The organism is Novosphingobium humi, assembly GCF_028607105.1.
GTDB classification, from domain to species: domain Bacteria; phylum Pseudomonadota; class Alphaproteobacteria; order Sphingomonadales; family Sphingomonadaceae; genus Novosphingobium; species Novosphingobium humi.
On record NZ_CP117417.1, the window covers coordinates 1,552,528 to 1,569,555 of the forward strand.

Consider the following 17,028-nt stretch of genomic DNA (forward strand, 5'->3'; position numbering starts at 1 on the left):
CTGTTTGACTTTTGCGCCGCAAAAAGAGATGGCGAACACCAGTCGCTGAACGATGCGGGAGAGTTCGGGTGATTCGTCAAGGATCGCCCGGCGCCGAAGGAGCAACCGCCCCGGAATCTCTCAGGCAATAAGGACCGTGTCGGTCAATAGCGACGCTCTGGAAAGTGCAGCCGGGCCAATGGGTTCGGGGGCCGCCGAAGGGGTAAATCTGCGCATTTTCTTGTGCAGGCTAAGCTCTCAGGTTTCCGTGACAGAGGGGGCACCGGAATGGTGCAACGCTGTGCGGAAGGCTGATTTGTGAGCGACACATACGATTCTAACTCGGTCGAAGAGGCCGAAATTCCCGAAACCCTCACCCTTCCTCTCGATGCCTGGCACCGCGCGCGCGGCGGCCGCATGGTCGAATTCGCCGGTTATTGGATGCCGGTGCAGTACGAAGGCATCATGGGCGAACACCTGTGGACGCGCGAAAACGCCGGGCTGTTCGACGTCAGCCACATGGGCCAGTTGGTCGTGTCGAGCGAGGACGAGGATCAGCAGGACGCCATCACGGCGCTGGAAGCGCTGATGCCCGCCGATCTCTCGATCCTCAAGGTTGGTCGCCAGCGCTATTCGCTGCTGTTGAATGAAACCGGCGGGATCATCGACGATCTGATGATCACGCGCTGGCCCGGCGGTTTCTTCCTGATCGTTAATGGCGCGACCAAGTGGGATGATATTGGCCATCTGCGCGAATTCCTGCCTGATGACATCACGCTGACCCATCGCGACGATTTCGCCCTGCTGGCGTTGCAAGGCCCTCGCGCCGCCGAGGCTTTGGCCTCTTTCGGCATCGCGCCCGCCCAGCCGCAGATCGTGCCCGTGGATCAACTCTCCTTCATGCAGGCCGGTCCCTATGTGTGGAACGGCGTTGAACTGCACATCAGCCGTAGCGGTTATACCGGCGAGGATGGCTATGAAATCGCCGTTCCGGCCGAAAGCGCCGAGGCGCTGGCCGAGATGCTCTGCACCCATCCGGCGGTCAAGCCGATCGGCCTTGGCGCGCGCGACAGCTTGCGCATGGAGGCGGGCCTGCCGCTCTATGGTCATGATCTGAATGAGGAAATCGACCCGATCAGCGCGGGCCTTGCCTTCGCCATTTCCAAGCGCCGCCGTGCCGAAGGCGGCTTCCCCGGCGCTGACCGCATCCTGACCGGCCTGTCGCAAGGCACCGAAACGGTCCGCGTGGGCCTCAAGCTATCGGGCCGTCAGGCCGCGCGCGAAGGCGCCGAGGTGTATAGCGGCGAGGACAAGGTCGGCGTGCTGACCTCGGGCGGTTTCGCGCCCAGCCTCGGCTGCCCCATTGCCATGGCCGATGTGCCCGCCGCTCTGGGCGGGCCCGGCACTGAACTGTTCATCGACGTGCGCGGCAAGAAGCTGCCGGCCACGGTCGCTGCCATGCCTTTTGTTCCCCATCGCTATTTCCGCAAAGGAGCCGCAAAATGACCCGTTATTTCACCAAGGACCACGAGTGGATCTCCGTTGACGGCGATGTGGCGACCGTCGGCATCACCGATTTTGCGCAAAACGCGCTGGGCGACATCACCTTTGTCGAAGTCCCCGAAGCGGGCAAGGCGCTGGGCAAGGGCGATACGGCCAGCGTGGTGGACAGCGTGAAGGCCGCCAGCGACGTTTACGCCCCGGTTTCGGGCGAAGTGACCGAAGGCAATGCGGCGCTGGAAGAAGCCCCCGAACTGGTCAACACCTCGCCCGAAAGCGAAGGCTGGCTGTGGCGCATGAGCGTGGCCGATGCCGGCGAACTGGCCGATCTGATGGATGAGGCCGCCTACGCCGCCTATATTGCGGAGCTTTAATCGCCCATGCGTTATTTGCCTCTCACCCCGGCCGATCGCGCCACGATGCTGGCGCGGATCGGCGTGGACAATATTGACGCGCTGTTTTGCGATGTGCCCGCTGAGGCGTTGCAGGCCGGACCCATTGCGGGCCTGCCTGCTCACGCCAGCGAAATGGCGGTCGAACGCCATATGGGCCGCCTTGCCGGGGAAAACCTCTCGGCGGGCGCGGCGCCCTTCTTTCTGGGCGCGGGCGCGTATAAGCACCATATCCCGGCCAGCGTCGATCACCTGATCCAGCGCGGCGAGTTTCTGACCGCCTATACGCCCTATCAGCCCGAAATCGCGCAGGGCACGCTGCAGGTGCTGTTCGAGTTCCAGACGCAGGTGGCGCGTCTGCTTGGCACTGATATTGCAAACGCCAGCCTCTATGACGGCTCGACCGCTTGCTGGGAAGCGATCGCCATGGCGCATCGCGTGACCAAGCGGAAGAAGTCGATCCTGACCGGCGGGTTGCATCCGCATTATGTCGCCACGGCTCAGACCATGGCGCGTTTCACCGACGATGTGCTGGTGGCGCAGGCCCCGGTGCTGTCGGGCGATGCCGAGGACGGTGCGATCATCGCCGCCATCGATGGCGAGACCAGCGCGGTTGTGGTGCAATACCCGGATATTCTGGGCCGCATTCCCGATCTGGCCGCGATTGCGGCGGCGGCGCAGGCGCATGGCGCGCTGCTGATCGCGGTGGTGACGGAGCCGGTGGCGCTGGGGCTGCTGGAGGCTCCCGGCGCGCTGGGCGCGGATATCGTTGTGGGTGAGGGGCAGTCGCTGGGCGTGGGGCTGCAATTTGGCGGGCCGTATCTGGGCCTGTTCGGTTGCCGCGAAAAGTTCCTGCGCCAGATCCCCGGCCGCCTGTGCGGCGAGACGCTGGACGCCGAAGGGCGCCGCAGCTTCGTGCTGACGCTCTCAACGCGCGAACAGCATATCCGCCGCGAAAAGGCGACCAGCAATATCTGCACCAATTCAGGCCTTTGTGCGCTGGCTTTCAGCATTCACATGAGCCTGCTGGGCGGCGCTGGTCTGGAACGTCTGGCCCGCATCAACCATGGCAAGGCGCAGGCTTTGGCAGCCGCTGTGGCGACGGTTCCGGGCGTGTCGGTCTTGAACGATGCCTATTTCAACGAATTTACGGTGATCCTGCCCAAGGATGCGCGCGAAGTCGTTGATGCTCTGGCCGAGCGGGACATTCTGGGCGGCGTGCCGCTTGGTCGCCTTTATGCCGAAACGCCCGCGCTGGCGAATGGCCTGCTGCTGACCGCCACGGAATGCACGAGCGATGAAGATATTGCGGCCCTTGTGGCGGCGCTGAAGGAGGTGCTGTGATGAACGCTCCCAACGCTTCGGGCTGGCGCCCGGAAATGGGCGAGGCAGGCGCAATCCTGCCCGCCACGGTCAGCGGCGATCATGGCCTCAACCTTGAAGAAAAGCTGATCTTCGAACTGGCCGCGCCCGGCACCTATGGCGTCGATTTCGACGATGCCGACGTGGCCCCCGCGCCCGCGCTGGGCAAGTTCCTGCGCAAGGCCGCACCCGCTCTGCCGGGCCTGACCGAGCCGGAAGTGGTGCGCCATTACACGCGCCTCTCGCGCCAGAACTACGCGATCGATCTGGGGCCGTTCCCGCTCGGCTCCTGCACGATGAAGCACAATCCGCGTTTGAATGAAAAGGTCGCGCGGATGGCCGGTTTTGCCGATGTCCATCCGTTGCAGCCGACCCAGACGGTGCAGGGCGCGCTCAAGGTCATCACGCAACTGGCCGATTGGCTGATGGCGCTGACCGGCATGCCTGCGGTCGCCATGACGCCCAAGGCAGGCGCGCATGGTGAGCTTTGCGGTCTGCTCTGCATTCGTGCCGCCCTGACTGCGCGCGGTGAGGAACGCCCCGTGGTGCTGGTGCCCGAAAGCGCGCATGGTACGAACCCGGCCACCGCCGCCTTCGCCGGTTTCCGCGTGGAAAATATCCCCGCAACCGAGGATGGCCGCGTTGATGTGGCCGCGCTGACGGCTCGTTTGGGGCCAGATATTGCGGGCGTCATGATCACCAACCCCAACACTTGCGGGTTGTTCGAGCGCGATCTCAAGACGATCTCGGATGCGGTCCATGCGGCGGGCGGCTATGTCTATTGCGACGGCGCGAATTTCAACGCCATCGTCGGCAAGGTGCGCCCCGGCGACCTTGGCGTGGACGCGATGCACATCAACCTGCACAAGACCTTTTCGACGCCTCATGGCGGTGGCGGTCCGGGTTCGGGTCCGGTGGTGCTTTCGGCGGCGCTGGCCCCGTTTGCCCCGCTGCCCTTCGCCACGCTCGATGCCGACGGCGTTGCGCATCTGGTCGAAGAGGGTGACGCACACGATCATGGCCACCCCAACAGCTTTGGCCGCATGACCGCGTTCCATGGCCAGATGGGTATGTTCACCCGCGCGCTGACCTATATCCTCAGCCATGGCGCGGATGGCCTGCGTCAGGTGTCCGAGGATGCGGTGCTCAACGCCAACTACATCCTGCGCGAACTGGAAGACGTGCTGGACGCGCCCTTTGCCGCCTATGGTCCCTGCATGCATGAGGCCTTGTTCAGCGACAATGGCATGGCCGAGGGATTCTCGACGCTGGATATCGCCAAGGGTCTGATCGACGAGGGTTTCCACCCGATGACGGTCTATTTCCCGCTGGTGGTCCATGGCGCGATGCTGGTCGAGCCCACCGAAACCGAGAGCAAGGCGGGCACCGACCGTCTGATCGCTTCGCTGCGCTCGCTGGCCGAGCGTGGGCGGGCAGGGGATGTGACGCTGAAAAGCGCACCTCACTATACACCGCGGCGCCGCGTTGATGAAACGCTGGCGGCGCGCAAGCCCAAGCTGGTCTGGAAGGACTGAGCTATAGGGTCGCAGGAGGGGGCCGCTGCGTTCGCGTGGCGGCCCTTTTTCTATGCCCGTTTCAGGCGGTTTCGCGGGCGGCCTTGATACGCCGATGCTCGCGCAGGGCAATCATCATCCCCGCCGCCACGATCAGCGGCGCCCCGGCCCAGGTATGCGCGGGCGGCAATTGGTCAAAGATCGTCCAGCCGTAGATCGTCGTCCAGATCAGCGTGGCATAATCCATCACCAGCACGCTGGCCGCCGAACCAAAGCGCAAGGCGGCGGTCATCAGGATCTGCGCCAAGGTGCCGACCACGCCCATGGCGATGATCCCTGCCCAGACGTCGGTGGCATGGGGCGTCCGATAGAGCAGCATCGGGATCAGCGTCAGCAAAGTGCCAAAGAGCGCGAAATAGAACACCACCGAAATCGGTGCTTCGGTGCTGGTCAGATCGCGGATCTGGAGGCTGATGACCGCGACCAGAAAGCCCGAACACAGTCCAGCCGCCAGCCCCAGCGGCGAAATGCCCCCCGCAAGCGATGCCCCGTCGCCCGGCGCGGTGATGATCAGCACCCCGGCAAAACCCAGCGCCACCGCCATCCAGCGCAGCCGCCCCGGCGGCGATTTATAGACAATGGCCGTCAGCAGGACCGCAAAGAGCGGTGTGGTAAAACCAAGGATCGTGGCCACCGGCAAAGGCAGCAGCACCTGCGCGCCAAACAGGCAGACCATGCCGATGGTCCCGGTGATCGTGCGCAGGGCGTGGGTTTTCAATCGCCGCGTGTAAAGCGAAAACAGCCGTCCTCGCACAGCCAGCCAGCCGCCCAGCAAGGGCAGCGACAGCGCCTGGCGCCAGAACATGATTTCGGGCAAGGCGACGCCGCGCTGGTGCAGCAGCTTGACCGTCATATACAGCGTGGCCAGCGCAAGCGTGGCGGCAAGGCGCAGGCCCAGCGCCAGAAAGGGGCGTTGATGTTGAGGCACGCGCGGGCCTTAACGCATAAGAGGCGATTGTGGCACCGCTATTTTGCGCATGAAACGATGCGGCGGGCGTATCGGCCCGCCGCCCCGCGCATCAGAGGCAGGCCTCAAGGAAAGTCTGGTCAAAGCCGAACTGGCGCGCCTTTTCCAGCGTATAGGGGCGCAGGCCCGAGGAACGCCATTCGCCGATGATCTTGCCGTCGTCGGTCTCGTCCAGATATTCGAATTTGAACAATTCCTGCGTGACAATCACATCGCCCTCCATGCCGATCACCTCGGTGATGTTGGTGGTGCGGCGGCTGCCATCGCGCAGGCGTTTCACCTGAACGATAAGATCGACCGACTCCGCGATCTGGCGGCTGATGGCCTCCTTGGGGATCTTGATGTCGCCCATCAGGATCATGTTTTCCATACGGCCAAGGCATTCGCGCGGGGAGTTGGCGTGGAGCGTACACATCGAGCCATCGTGGCCGGTGTTCATCGCGGCCAGCAGGTCGAAACATTCCGCGCCGCGAATTTCGCCCAGGATGATGCGGTCAGGCCGCATACGCAGGGCGTTTTTCACAAGGTCGCCGATGGTGATCGCGCCCTGTCCTTCAAGATTGGGCGGGCGGGTTTCCAGCGGCAGCCAGTGCGGCTGCTGCAGACGCAGTTCGGCCGCGTCCTCGATAGTCAGCACACGCTCACCCGGATCGATCATCTTCGACAGGGCATTGAGCATGGTGGTCTTGCCCGAACCCGTGCCGCCCGAAATCACGATGTTCATCCGACACGCGCCCGCGATTTTCAGCGCGGTGGCCATGCGATCATTCATCGAGCCGAAATCGCGCAGCATGTCGATCGTGATCGGCTTTTCGGAAAACTTGCGGATCGAGATCGCCGTGCCGCGCAAAGACAGCGGCGGCACGATCACGTTCACACGGCTGCCGTCCTTCAAACGGGCGTCGGCCAAAGGCGTGGTCTGGTCAACGCGGCGGCCGACCTGATTGACGATGCGCTGGGCGATCTGGAACAGGTGCTGTTCATCGCGGAAACGGATGGTGGAAAGCTGAAGCTTGCCCTTCTTTTCGATATAGGTCTGGTCCGGGCCGTTGACCATGATGTCGGACACGTCGGGGTCGTTGAGCAGTTCCTCAAGCGGACCAAAGCCCAGCAATTCGTCGATCAGCACCTTTTCCAGCGCGAATTGCTCACGCCGGTTGAGCGTAATTTTCAGCTCGGCCAGCACTTCCATGATGATCGGGCGGAATTCTTCGGCCAGTTCATCCTTGGTCAGCGTTGCGGCGGCTTCGGGGTCCACGCGCTCCAGTAGGCGGGGCAACACCTGCTCCTTGATCTTGTGAACGCTGGCCTCGAAACCTTCGGCCTGACGGGTGGATTCGACGGTGGAATTCATCCGCTCGGCCAGGCGCGCCATCGCATCGCCGCCCTTGGAATCCATCGTCATTTCGGCTTCGGCGGGCAAAGGCGGAAACTGATCCCCGCCCGAAGGCGGTGGAGGAGGAGCACCGGCGGGCAGACCATCGGCTCGCATCGGACGGGCCACGCCGAACTGCGGTCTTGCGCCGGCGCCAAAGCTGCCAGGGCCAGTGCGTCGACCGAATGCGCTCATCGTCGTCTATTCCTTCAACTACCGCACAGACATCGCCAGCGACCATTTGGGCTATGGACCGTTTGAGAACACGACCAGCCTGTGCCAATTGAGCAAGGTGAATAGAACGGAAACTTTGAGGATTTGCTAATGGCCAAGCGCCGCTCACGGGCAAATACCGATTTTGACGCTTTGAATGAGCCGCAAACATCCCCGTCCTGCTGGCTTTGCGAGAGGCCGCTGGGCTGCCGGATCGAGTGGCACCATCCGGTGCCCAAATCGCGCGGTGGGCGCGTCGTGGTCGCCGTCCATCCGATCTGTCACCGGGCGCTGCACGCCAATTTCACCAACGCCGAACTGGCGCGTATCGCAGAGGATGTCGCGATTTTGCGCGGGCATGAGGTTCTGGCGCGCTTTCTCAACTGGGTGGCGGGCAAGGACCCGGATTTTCACGCGCCGACGGCGAGGAGGGGAAGGTAGGACTACCAAAGAAAAAGGGCCTGGAAAAAGGCGCAAACCCTTTTCCCGGCCCTCAATCTGTTATCCGTCAAAGCGACCGACGAAGCCGGTCAGCCCGCGATCAACCCACCAGCTTTTCGGCCAGCACGGTCAGACCCTTGGGGGTCACTTCAGCGAAACCGCCCGCGATGGCGATTTCTTCCGGAGCCGCGTTTTCGCTCTTGTACACTTTCACGGTGCCATCGGCGATGGTCGAGAGGAAAGGCGCATGGCCTTCCAGCACGCCGAACTCGCCTTCCGCACCGGGGACGACCACCATGTGGACTTCCTCGGAGCGGACCAGCTTCGCAGGCGTGACGAGTTCGAAATGCAGCGCCATGACTTAGGCCTCCGCAGCCAGCTTCTTGGCCTTTTCGACCGCTTCGTCGATGCCGCCAACCATGTAGAAGGCAGCTTCGGGCAGGTGGTCATATTCGCCGTCCACAACCGCCTTGAACGAACGCACGGTGTCTTCGACCTGCACGAACTTGCCGCTGATGCCGGTGAACACTTCGGCCACGTGAAAGGGCTGCGACAGGAAGCGCTGGATCTTGCGGGCGCGGGCGACGGTGAGCTTATCTTCTTCCGAAAGCTCGTCCATGCCCAGGATCGCGATGATGTCCTGCAGCGACTTGTACTTCTGCAGCGTTTCCTGAACGCGGCGGGCGGTCTCGTAGTGCTCTTGGCCGACAACGGCGGGCGTCAGCACGCGCGAGGTCGAGTCGAGCGGGTCAACCGCCGGATAGATGCCGAGTTCCGAAATCGCGCGGTTCAGCGTGGTCGTTGCGTCCAAGTGGGCGAACGAGGTGGCCGGCGCCGGGTCGGTAAGGTCGTCCGCGGGAACGTAAATGGCCTGAACCGAGGTGATCGAACCCTTGGTGGTCGAGGTGATGCGTTCCTGCAGCGCGCCCATGTCGGTCGACAGGGTGGGCTGATAACCCACGGCCGAAGGGATACGGCCCAGCAGAGCCGACACTTCCGAACCGGCCTGCGTGAAGCGGAAGATGTTGTCCACGAAGAACAGCACGTCCTGGCCTTCCTGGTCGCGGAAGTATTCAGCCATGGTCAGACCCGACAGAGCCACACGAGCGCGGGCGCCCGGCGGTTCGTTCATCTGGCCGAACACCAGAGCAACCTTCGAACCATCGGGGGTCGGGTTGCCATCGGCGTCCTTGGCGATAACGCCGGCGTCGAGGAATTCGTGGTAAAGGTCGTTGCCTTCACGGGTGCGTTCACCCACGCCCGCGAACACCGACACGCCGCCGTGGCCCTTGGCGATGTTGTTGATCAGTTCCTGAATGAGAACCGTCTTGCCAACGCCCGCGCCGCCGAACAGACCGATCTTGCCGCCCTTGGCATAGGGGGCCAGAAGGTCGATGACCTTGATGCCGGTCACGAGGATCGCGGCTTCGGTCGACTGGTCGATGAATTCGGGGGCCTTGGCGTGGATCGGAGCAACCTGCTCGGCGCCGACCGGGCCACGTTCGTCGATGGGATCGCCCACGACGTTCATGATGCGGCCCAGCGTCTTGGGGCCGACCGGCACCGAGATCTGTGCGCCGGTGCTGGTCACGGTCTGGCCGCGGGTCAGACCTTCGGTGGCGTCCATCGCGATGGTGCGGACGGTGTTTTCGCCAAGGTGCTGAGCAACTTCGAGAACCAGACGGTTCCCGTTATTGTCGGTTTCCAGAGCGGTCAGAATCGCCGGGAGTTCCCCGTCGAAGGCAACGTCGACGACGGCGCCGATAACCTGGGCAATCTTGCCAGTGCTGGTGGACATGGGTTTCTTCCTTGCCTGCTGTGTCGTCGTCAGAGCGCTTCGGCGCCCGCGATGATTTCAATGAGTTCAGTGGTGATCGCGGCCTGACGGCTGCGGTTATACTGGATGGTCAGCTTGCTGATCAGGTCGCCGGCGTTGCGGGTGGCGTTATCCATGGCGGTCATGGATGCACCCTGTTCGCTGGCCGCATTTTCCAGCAGAGCGCCGAAAAGCTGCGTTTTCAGATAGCGCGGCAGCAGAGCGGCGAGGATTTCCTCCTCCTCCGGCTCATATTCGACCACCGAGTCCGCCGCCACTTCCGACTTGGGAGCGGGAACGGGGATGATCTGTTGCGTCGTGGGCTCCTGCAACAGCGCGCTGCGGAAGCGGCTGAAGAAGAGATGCGCTACGTCAAACTTGCCTGCATCATACAGCGCCACCAGTTCGGCAGCGATCGCATCGGCTTCGGCATAGCCCGCTTCACGCACCGTGGTGGTGTCGAAGCCGCCGATGATCGCATTGGGGAATTCGCGACGGATAACCGCGCGGCCCTTGCGACCGATCAGATAGAACGCGACCTTCTTGCCCTCGGCCTGAAGGGCCAGAGCCTTCTGGCGCGCGGCCTTGACGATGTTCGAGTTGAACGCGCCGCACAGACCGCGATCCGAATTAGCCACCACCAGCAGATGCATAGCATCCTTGCCGGTGCCTGCCAGCAGCTTGGGGCTGCTTTCGCTGACCACGATGCGCGAGGCGAGGCTGGCGACAACGCCGGCCATCCGCGATGCATAGGGGCGCGCGGCCTCGGCAGCGGACTGCGCCTTGCGCAGTTTCGCCGCCGCGACCATCTGCTTGGCCTTGGTGATCTTCTGGGTCGACTTGACCGAGTTGATCCGGCCTTTGAGTTCCTTAAGGCTGGCCATTGCCAACTACCTTTCGTAGCTAGACCTGACTTAAGCGAACTGCTTGGCGAAGGCGTCGAGAGCCGCCTTGAGCTTGCCCTTGGCTTCGTCGCCCAGATCCTTGGTGTTGCGGATCAGGTCGAGCAGGTCGCCATGCTGCGAACGCAGGAAGCTGAGCAGTTCGGCCTCGTATTCGGTCACGCGGTTGACCGGAACGCTGTCCAGATAACCGTTGGTGCCCGCGAAGATCACGCAGGTCTGCTCTTCGAAACCGAGCGGCGAGAACTGAGCCTGCTTGAGCAGCTCGGTCAGACGCGCACCGCGGTTCAGCAGCTTCTGGGTCGAAGCGTCGAGGTCCGAACCGAACTGGGCAAACGCGGCCATTTCGCGATACTGGGCCAGCTCCAGCTTGATCGAGCCGGCAACCTTCTTCATCGCCTTGGTCTGAGCCGACGAACCCACGCGCGACACCGACAGACCAACGTTGATGGCCGGACGGACGCCCTGATAGAACAGGCCGGTTTCAAGGAAGATCTGGCCGTCGGTGATCGAGATCACGTTGGTCGGAATGTAGGCCGACACGTCGCCTGCCTGCGTTTCGATGATCGGCAGAGCGGTCAGCGAACCGGCGCCCATGTCATCGTTGAGTTTGGCGGCGCGTTCCAGCAGACGCGAGTGGAGATAGAACACGTCGCCGGGATAGGCTTCGCGGCCCGGAGGACGACGCAGCAGCAGCGACATCTGACGATAGGCCACGGCCTGCTTGGAAAGGTCGTCATACACGATCACGGCGTGCATCGCGTTGTCGCGGAAGAATTCGCCGATGGCCGCACCGGTGTAGGGCGCCAGATACTGCAGCGGAGCGGGCTCCGAAGCGGTGGCGGCGATCACGACCGAATATTCCATCGCGCCGTTTTCTTCGAGCTGGCGCACGATCTGCGCAACGGTCGAACGCTTCTGACCCACGGCAACGTAGATGCAGTACAGCTTCTTCGATTCGTCATCACCGGCGTTGACGGCCTTCTGGTTGATGAACGTGTCGATCGCCACGGCGGTCTTGCCGGTCTGGCGGTCGCCGATGATCAGTTCGCGCTGGCCGCGGCCAACCGGAACCAGAGCGTCAATGGCCTTCAGGCCCGTCTGCACGGGTTCGTGCACCGACTTGCGGGGGATGATACCCGGAGCCTTGACTTCGACGCGGCTGCGCGTGTCGGAAATGATCGGGCCCTTGCCGTCGATCGGGTTGCCCAGAGCGTCAACCACGCGGCCCAGCAGGCCCTTGCCCACCGGAACGTCCACGATGGTGCCGGTGCGCTTGACGGTGTCGCCTTCCTTGATCTCGCTGTCCGAGCCGAAGATCACGACGCCGACGTTGTCGGCTTCGAGGTTCAGAGCCATGCCCTGAACGCCATTGGCGAATTCCACCATTTCACCGGCCTGAACCTTGTCCAGACCGTGGATGCGGGCAATACCGTCACCCACCGAGAGCACGGAGCCGACTTCCGAAACCTGGGCTTCGGTGCCGAAGTTGGCAATCTGGTCCTTGATGACCTTCGAGATTTCAGCGGCGCGAATTGTCATGTTCAGCCTTTCATCGAACCTTGTTGGGGGCCGGGGCCCCGCAATCGACCCTTTAGGAGGGGCCTGTTAGCCCCTCATCTTTTGGGCGAGAGAATTGAGACGGGTGCGGATCGAGCTGTCGATCTGCTGGCTGCCGATGCGCACGACCAGACCGCCAAGCAGTTCCGGATCGACGCTGGTCTTCAGCTTGATGGCCTTGCCTTCACGCGCCGCCAGCTTGCCCGAAAGGGCGGCCAGCTGATCGTCGCTGAGCGGGTGGGCGCTGGTCACCTGCGCCGTCACTTCGCCGCGCGCGGCCGCCGCGATGGCGGCAAAGGCGCGAAGAATGTCGGGCAGGGCCGAAAGGCGGCGGCCAGCAGCCAGCACGCCAAGGAACTTGCGGGTCACGTCACCAAGGCCAAGCACCCCGGCCACACCCTCGACCGCACGGCCAGCCGCATCGCGGCTGATCTGCGGATTACGAATCAGGGCGGACAGGTCGTCGGATTCGGCAATTGCCGCACCCAGCGCCTCAAGGTCCGCTTCCACGGCGCTTACCACGCCCAAATCCTGCGCCAGTTCAAACAGGGCGGACGCGTAGCGCCCCTGAAGACTGGCAGTAATGCCGGCGGAATTGTCCACGCTTTTACGTCCCCTCTTGCCGGAAGGCTCTATGCCGGTTCGCAAAGGAAAGGACACGCAGGGTTAAACTGCGTATCTGTCCCCCTTGGGCGGCGCGCATAGCGACGATTACCGCGCGATGCAAGCGGCCCATTGCCACCTGATTCCAAAGTCCATGGTCGAGCGCAAAGTCGGCCCGTTTGTCTGAGAAATGCGCGATGCATTCCTATGCGTCAGTTTGCCCGAAAAAACTTTGATCGCAAGGGGCGGGAAGCATCGTCCGCGCAGCTGTGCTAGGCGGTTTTGCATGGACAGCGATCAAACAGAAGTTTTTTGGGAAAACGTGACGACGCGCGACAAGGGTGCCGACGGGCGCTTCGTTTTCGCGGTTTCGACCACGGGCATCTATTGTCGGCCGTCCTGTCCGGCGCGCAGGCCCGCGCGCGATCATGTCCGATTCTTTGCCGATGGCGATGCGGCGCGTGCGCATGGTTTCCGCCCCTGCCTGCGCTGTCGCCCGGATGAGGCGGGGCGCGACGGCGCGGCGGTCGAGACCGCGCTGCGCATGATGGCGCATGATGCGCCTTCCCTGACCGAACTGGCCACCGCCACCGGATACAGCCCCTCGCATTTCCAGCGAATCTTTAAACGGGCCACCGGCCTGTCTCCGGCCGCCTATGCCCGCGCTCGCCGGATCGAGCGCGCGGAACAGGTTCTGGGCGATCATTGCGTCACCGATGCGATCTATGCCTCGGGCTTTGGCGCACCATCCACTTTCTATCGCAATGCAAAGGAGCGCATGGGCATGAACCCGTCGGCATGGGCCAAGGGTGGCGAAGGCGTCACCATTCACTGGGCGGTGATGCCCACCACTTTGGGCGCGATGCTGGTGGCGGCCACGGATCGCGGGATCTGTCGTCTGGCTTTTGGCGTGGGGGTGGAGGATTTGCGCGCGCTTTTCCCCAAGGCCGAACTGATCGAAGGGGGCGAGGCGTTCAGATCGCTCTTTGCGCGGGTTTTAAGCGCCGTGGAGACGCCGGGGCAGGCATCCGACATTCCTCTCGACGTGCGCGGCACCGCCTTTCAGGAGGCCGTTTGGGCGGCCTTGCGCCAGATCCCGGCGGGCGAGACGCGAAGCTATGCGCAATTGGCCGCCGCCATCGGCCGCCCCGCCGCCTGCCGCGCGGCGGGCAGCGCCAATGGGGCCAATCGCGTGGCGGTGCTGATCCCGTGCCACCGGGTCATCCGGGGCGATGGCGCGCTGGGCGGCTATGCCTGGGGCGAGGGGGTGAAGAGGGAATTGCTGGCGCGCGAAGGGGTTCACACAAAGGAATAGGGGTCGATGTCGATGCTGACGCGCACCCCTTGCGGGAATTTGAGCGCGCCCAGCCATTCGCGCAGCACCTTCTGCAATTCCGCGCTGCGCTTGGCATTGACCAGCAACCGATAGCGATAACGCCCGCGCAGCAAGGATAAAGGCGCGGGCGCTGGGCCGAGGATCGCCACATCGGGCAGGTTGGGCCGCGTGCCGCCGATGGCGCGGGCGGCCTCCTTGGCCTCGCTCTCTTCCTCGCTGGACACGATGATCGCGGCCCAGCGACCAAAGGGCGGGGCGCCCGCATGGCGGCGGCCTTCCGCTTCGGCCTCGTAGAACGCGTCACGGTCGCCCGCCGCCAGCGCGGCGATGACGGGCGCGGTGGGATGGCGAGTCTGGATCAGTACCTCGCCCGGCTTTTCGCCGCGCCCCGCGCGCCCGGCCACCTGCGCGATCTGCTGATAGGACCGCTCGCCCGCGCGCAGATCGCCGCCCTCAAGGCCAAGGTCGGCGTCAATCACCCCCACCAGCGTCAGGTCGGGAAAATGATAGCCTTTGGTGACCAATTGCGTGCCGACGATCACGTCGATCATCTTGTTCTCGGCCGCCGCCACAAATTCGGCCACCTTATCCGGCGTATTCATCGTGTCCGACGTCACCAGCGCCACGCGGGCCTCGGGCAGGATCTGCGCCACCTCGTCGGCAATGCGCTCCACGCCGGGGCCGCAGGCCACCAGACAATCGGCCTCGCCGCATTCGGGGCAGGCGGTGGGCATCGGCTGCTCCTGTCCGCAATGGTGGCAGGCGAGGCGGCGCGAGAGGCGGTGTTCGACCAGCCACGCGCTGCACGTATCGCATTGAAACCGATGGCCGCATGCCCGGCAAAGCGTCAGCGGCGCATAGCCGCGCCGGTTGAGGAACAGCAGCGACTGCTCACCCTTTTCCAGCCGCTCCTCCAGCTTCTTGACCAAAGGTGGCGAAATCCAGTGGTTCCGCTCTGGCGGGTGCTGGATCAGATTGACGATCTGAATATCGGGCAATTGCGCCCCGCCGAAACGGTCGGGCAGAATGATCCGTTTGTATACGCCCGCCTCGGCCAGCGTCAGGCTTTCCAGCGCTGGCGTGGCGGAGGCCAGTACAACGGGTATCTTTTCAAACCTTGCGCGAATCACCGCCACGTCGCGCGCATTATAACGCACGCCATCATCCTGCTTGAACGAGACCTCATGGGCCTCATCCACCACGATCAGGCCGAGATGCGGAAAGGGCAGAAACAGCGCCGAACGCGCGCCCACCACCACCTGCGCCTGCCCCCCGGCAATCGCGCGCCATGCCCGGCGGCGCTCGGCGGATTTGAGGCTGGAGTGCCACAGCACCGGCTCCACCCCGAAACGCGCCTCAAAACGGCGCAGGAAATTCTGCGTCAGCGCGATTTCGGGCAGCATAACCAACACCTGCCGCCCCAGCCGGATCGCCTCGGCTACGGCTTCGAAATAGGTCTCGGTCTTGCCCGATCCGGTCACGCCGTCGAGCAGGAAGGGCGCGAACACGTGCCCGCGCACCGCATCGACCATCTGATCGGCGGCCTCCTGTTGCCCATCCGACAGATCGGGCACATCGAATTCAGGATCGGCGGGCGGATAGGGCCGGTCGAGATCAACCCGCACCGTTTCCATCATTCCGCCATTGACCATGCCGCGCAGCACGCCCTCGGTCACGCCCGCCGCCTCGGCCAATTCGCGCAAGGTGCCCTGCGCGCCTTGCAGGGCTTCCAGCGCGGCGGCGCGTTGGGGGGTTAAACGTTTGGGCGGTTCGGCCCCGTCCGCCAGCCGATATTCCGTCATCATCCGCCCGCCTTGCAGCGCAGCGGTCGAGGACAGGGCCATGCGCGCCACAGAGGCCAGCGAGGCGCAATAATAATCCGCCGTCCATTCAATCAGCCGCCGCAAAGGCGCGGGCAAAGGCGGCACTGGCAGCACCGAGAGCAGGGGCCGCAGGCGATTGTCGCCCACTTCCTCGCCGGGCAGGCGCTCGGCCTCCCACACGATGCCCATCACCTGACGCGGACCCAGCGGGGCGATCACCACGCTGCCGTGCTCGACCTCCATGCCATGGGGAACGCGGTAATCCAGCACCGGCAGGGCAGAGTTCATCACAAGCAGGCGGGCGCGGGTCATAAGGCAAGGCCATGCGGCCAAAAGACCCGGCGGGTCAAGTCAGGTCCATGCGATCGGGGAGCCTCTCCCGCCTTTGCCGACGCCGCGGCGGCGGCTTGTTCTGTAAATCACTTGCAACTGGGGGCTTGGGTTGCGCGGCGCTCATGCCTATAGGCGGCGGGGTAGAGCGTTTCAAGAATCGCGCCCACCGCCGGGCGCGCAGCAATCAGGGGACCCCCCATGAAGTTTTTCGTCGACACCGCCGAGATCAACGACATCAAGGAACTGGCCGCCACGGGCCTGCTTGATGGCGTCACCACCAACCCTTCGCTGATCGCCAAGTCGGGCCGTGATTTCCTCGAAGTCACCAAGGAAATCTGCGGCATCGTCGATGGCCCGGTCTCGGCCGAAGTCATCGCGCTGGACCACGAAGGCATGATGCGCGAGGCCGAAATCCTGCGCAAGATCGCCGACAATGTCTGCATCAAGGTGCCGCTGACCATTGATGGCCTCAAGACCTGCAAGGCGCTGACGGGTGATGGCACCAAGGTCAATGTGACCCTGTGCTTCTCGGCCAATCAGGCGCTGCTGGCTGCCAAGGCGGGCGCGACCTTTATCTCGCCCTTCATCGGCCGTCATGACGACAATGGCTTTGATGGTCTGGAACTGATCCGCGACATCCGCCTGATCTATGACAACTACAACTATGCCACGGAAATTCTGGCGGCCTCGATCCGCCACGGCGTGCATGTTCTGGAATGCGCGCGCATCGGCGCCGATGTGATGACCGCGCCGCCGGCCGTCATCAAGGGGCTGGTCAAGCATGTCTTGACGGACAAGGGCATTGAAGGCTTCATGGCGGACTGGGCCAAGACGGGCCAAAGCCTCTAAGAG

General features: G+C 63.7%; 15 protein-coding genes and 2 riboswitches. Of the genes, 7 read left to right on the plus strand and 8 right to left on the minus strand.

The genetic code is table 11. The features are described from left to right. Positions 1-45: 45 nt before the first annotated feature. Positions 46-147, plus strand: a riboswitch (glycine riboswitch). Further along, a riboswitch (glycine riboswitch) is annotated at positions 148-264 on the plus strand. It begins immediately after the preceding riboswitch. A 33-nt stretch (positions 265-297) separates the two neighbouring features. Genes gcvT through gcvPB form a run of 4 tightly spaced genes read left to right on the plus strand, consistent with a single transcriptional unit; the run spans position 298 to position 4,768 of the window. Then, positions 298-1,485, plus strand: coding sequence for a glycine cleavage system aminomethyltransferase GcvT (gcvT, locus tag PQ457_RS07270; protein WP_273619063.1), 1,188 nt, complete (start codon positions 298-300; stop codon positions 1,483-1,485). Then, positions 1,482-1,853 (plus strand): glycine cleavage system protein GcvH, encoded by a 372-nt coding sequence (gcvH, locus tag PQ457_RS07275; RefSeq protein WP_273619064.1) that lies wholly within the window; start codon positions 1,482-1,484, stop codon positions 1,851-1,853. Before gcvT ends, gcvH begins: the two co-directional genes overlap by 4 nt. A 6-nt stretch (positions 1,854-1,859) precedes the next feature. Continuing rightward, the gene (gene gcvPA / locus PQ457_RS07280) at positions 1,860-3,215 is read left to right on the plus strand and encodes an aminomethyl-transferring glycine dehydrogenase subunit GcvPA (RefSeq protein WP_273619065.1); all 1,356 of its coding nucleotides are present in this window, start codon (positions 1,860-1,862) and stop codon (positions 3,213-3,215) included. Next, on the plus strand, positions 3,215-4,768 hold the full coding sequence (gcvPB, locus tag PQ457_RS07285; RefSeq protein ID WP_273619066.1) for an aminomethyl-transferring glycine dehydrogenase subunit GcvPB: 1,554 nt from the start codon (positions 3,215-3,217) through the stop codon (positions 4,766-4,768). Before gcvPA ends, gcvPB begins: the two co-directional genes overlap by 1 nt. Before the next feature lie 61 nt (positions 4,769-4,829). Here gcvPB and PQ457_RS07290 read toward each other — a convergent pair whose 3' ends face one another. Then, positions 4,830-5,735, minus strand: a complete 906-nt coding sequence (locus PQ457_RS07290) for a DMT family transporter (protein ID WP_273619067.1) — start codon at positions 5,733-5,735, stop codon at positions 4,830-4,832. A gap of 91 nt (positions 5,736-5,826) precedes the next feature. Beyond that, complete coding sequence (locus PQ457_RS07295) at positions 5,827-7,344, minus strand: TadA family conjugal transfer-associated ATPase (RefSeq protein WP_168605222.1); 1,518 nt, start codon at positions 7,342-7,344, stop codon at positions 5,827-5,829. A gap of 129 nt (positions 7,345-7,473) precedes the next feature. On the opposite strand from PQ457_RS07295, the gene PQ457_RS07300 reads away from it, so the two are divergent. Continuing rightward, positions 7,474-7,803 (plus strand): HNH endonuclease, encoded by a 330-nt coding sequence (locus PQ457_RS07300; protein ID WP_273619068.1) that lies wholly within the window; start codon positions 7,474-7,476, stop codon positions 7,801-7,803. Positions 7,804-7,903: 100 nt separating this feature from the next. Here the strand turns inward: PQ457_RS07300 and PQ457_RS07305 are convergent, their stop codons facing one another. The 5 genes from PQ457_RS07305 to PQ457_RS07325 form a co-directional block, all read right to left on the minus strand. After that, the gene (locus PQ457_RS07305; RefSeq protein ID WP_273619069.1) at positions 7,904-8,161 is read right to left on the minus strand and encodes an ATP synthase F1 subunit epsilon; all 258 of its coding nucleotides are present in this window, start codon (positions 8,159-8,161) and stop codon (positions 7,904-7,906) included. A gap of 3 nt (positions 8,162-8,164) precedes the next feature. After that, positions 8,165-9,601: a F0F1 ATP synthase subunit beta gene (atpD, locus tag PQ457_RS07310; protein WP_273619070.1), complete on the minus strand. Its 1,437-nt coding sequence runs from the start codon at positions 9,599-9,601 to the stop codon at positions 8,165-8,167. Between the two features lie 29 nt (positions 9,602-9,630). Continuing rightward, on the minus strand, positions 9,631-10,503 hold the full coding sequence (locus tag PQ457_RS07315; RefSeq protein WP_273619071.1) for a F0F1 ATP synthase subunit gamma: 873 nt from the start codon (positions 10,501-10,503) through the stop codon (positions 9,631-9,633). A gap of 30 nt (positions 10,504-10,533) precedes the next feature. Continuing rightward, positions 10,534-12,063, minus strand: a complete 1,530-nt coding sequence (gene atpA / locus PQ457_RS07320; protein WP_273619072.1) for a F0F1 ATP synthase subunit alpha — start codon at positions 12,061-12,063, stop codon at positions 10,534-10,536. Positions 12,064-12,129: 66 nt separating this feature from the next. Beyond that, positions 12,130-12,684, minus strand: coding sequence for a F0F1 ATP synthase subunit delta (locus PQ457_RS07325; protein WP_273619073.1), 555 nt, complete (start codon positions 12,682-12,684; stop codon positions 12,130-12,132). A 286-nt stretch (positions 12,685-12,970) separates the two neighbouring features. Here PQ457_RS07325 and ada point away from each other — a divergent pair, with 286 nt between their 5' ends. After that, entirely contained in the window at positions 12,971-13,999 is a 1,029-nt protein-coding gene (ada, locus tag PQ457_RS07330) for a bifunctional DNA-binding transcriptional regulator/O6-methylguanine-DNA methyltransferase Ada (protein ID WP_273619074.1), read from the plus strand. On the opposite strand, the gene PQ457_RS07335 is transcribed toward ada, so the two are convergent. Then, entirely contained in the window at positions 13,984-16,155 is a 2,172-nt protein-coding gene (locus tag PQ457_RS07335; RefSeq protein WP_273619075.1) for a primosomal protein N', read from the minus strand. The genes ada and PQ457_RS07335 overlap by 16 nt on opposite strands. A 219-nt stretch (positions 16,156-16,374) precedes the next feature. On the opposite strand from PQ457_RS07335, the gene fsa reads away from it, so the two are divergent. Then, positions 16,375-17,025, plus strand: coding sequence for a fructose-6-phosphate aldolase (fsa, locus tag PQ457_RS07340; RefSeq protein WP_273619076.1), 651 nt, complete (start codon positions 16,375-16,377; stop codon positions 17,023-17,025). Positions 17,026-17,028: the final 3 nt, after the last annotated feature.

What these genes read in the sequence shown, in the direction of transcription:
- gcvH (WP_273619064.1), top strand. Translation starts at nt 1,482, where the DNA reads ATGACCCGTTATTTCACCAAGGACCACGAGTGGATCTCCGTTGACGGC.
- gcvPA (WP_273619065.1), top strand. Translation starts at nt 1,860, where the DNA reads ATGCGTTATTTGCCTCTCACCCCGGCCGATCGCGCCACGATGCTGGCG.
- gcvPB (WP_273619066.1), top strand. Translation starts at nt 3,215, where the DNA reads ATGAACGCTCCCAACGCTTCGGGCTGGCGCCCGGAAATGGGCGAGGCA.
- PQ457_RS07295 (WP_168605222.1), bottom strand. Translation starts at nt 7,344, where the DNA reads ATGAGCGCATTCGGTCGACGCACTGGCCCTGGCAGCTTTGGCGCCGGC.
- PQ457_RS07300 (WP_273619068.1), top strand. Translation starts at nt 7,474, where the DNA reads ATGGCCAAGCGCCGCTCACGGGCAAATACCGATTTTGACGCTTTGAAT.
- PQ457_RS07305 (WP_273619069.1), bottom strand. Translation starts at nt 8,161, where the DNA reads ATGGCGCTGCATTTCGAACTCGTCACGCCTGCGAAGCTGGTCCGCTCC.
- atpD (WP_273619070.1), bottom strand. Translation starts at nt 9,601, where the DNA reads ATGTCCACCAGCACTGGCAAGATTGCCCAGGTTATCGGCGCCGTCGTC.
- PQ457_RS07315 (WP_273619071.1), bottom strand. Translation starts at nt 10,503, where the DNA reads ATGGCCAGCCTTAAGGAACTCAAAGGCCGGATCAACTCGGTCAAGTCG.
- atpA (WP_273619072.1), bottom strand. Translation starts at nt 12,063, where the DNA reads ATGACAATTCGCGCCGCTGAAATCTCGAAGGTCATCAAGGACCAGATT.
- ada (WP_273619074.1), top strand. Translation starts at nt 12,971, where the DNA reads ATGGACAGCGATCAAACAGAAGTTTTTTGGGAAAACGTGACGACGCGC.
- PQ457_RS07335 (WP_273619075.1), bottom strand. Translation starts at nt 16,155, where the DNA reads ATGACCCGCGCCCGCCTGCTTGTGATGAACTCTGCCCTGCCGGTGCTG.
- fsa (WP_273619076.1), top strand. Translation starts at nt 16,375, where the DNA reads ATGAAGTTTTTCGTCGACACCGCCGAGATCAACGACATCAAGGAACTG.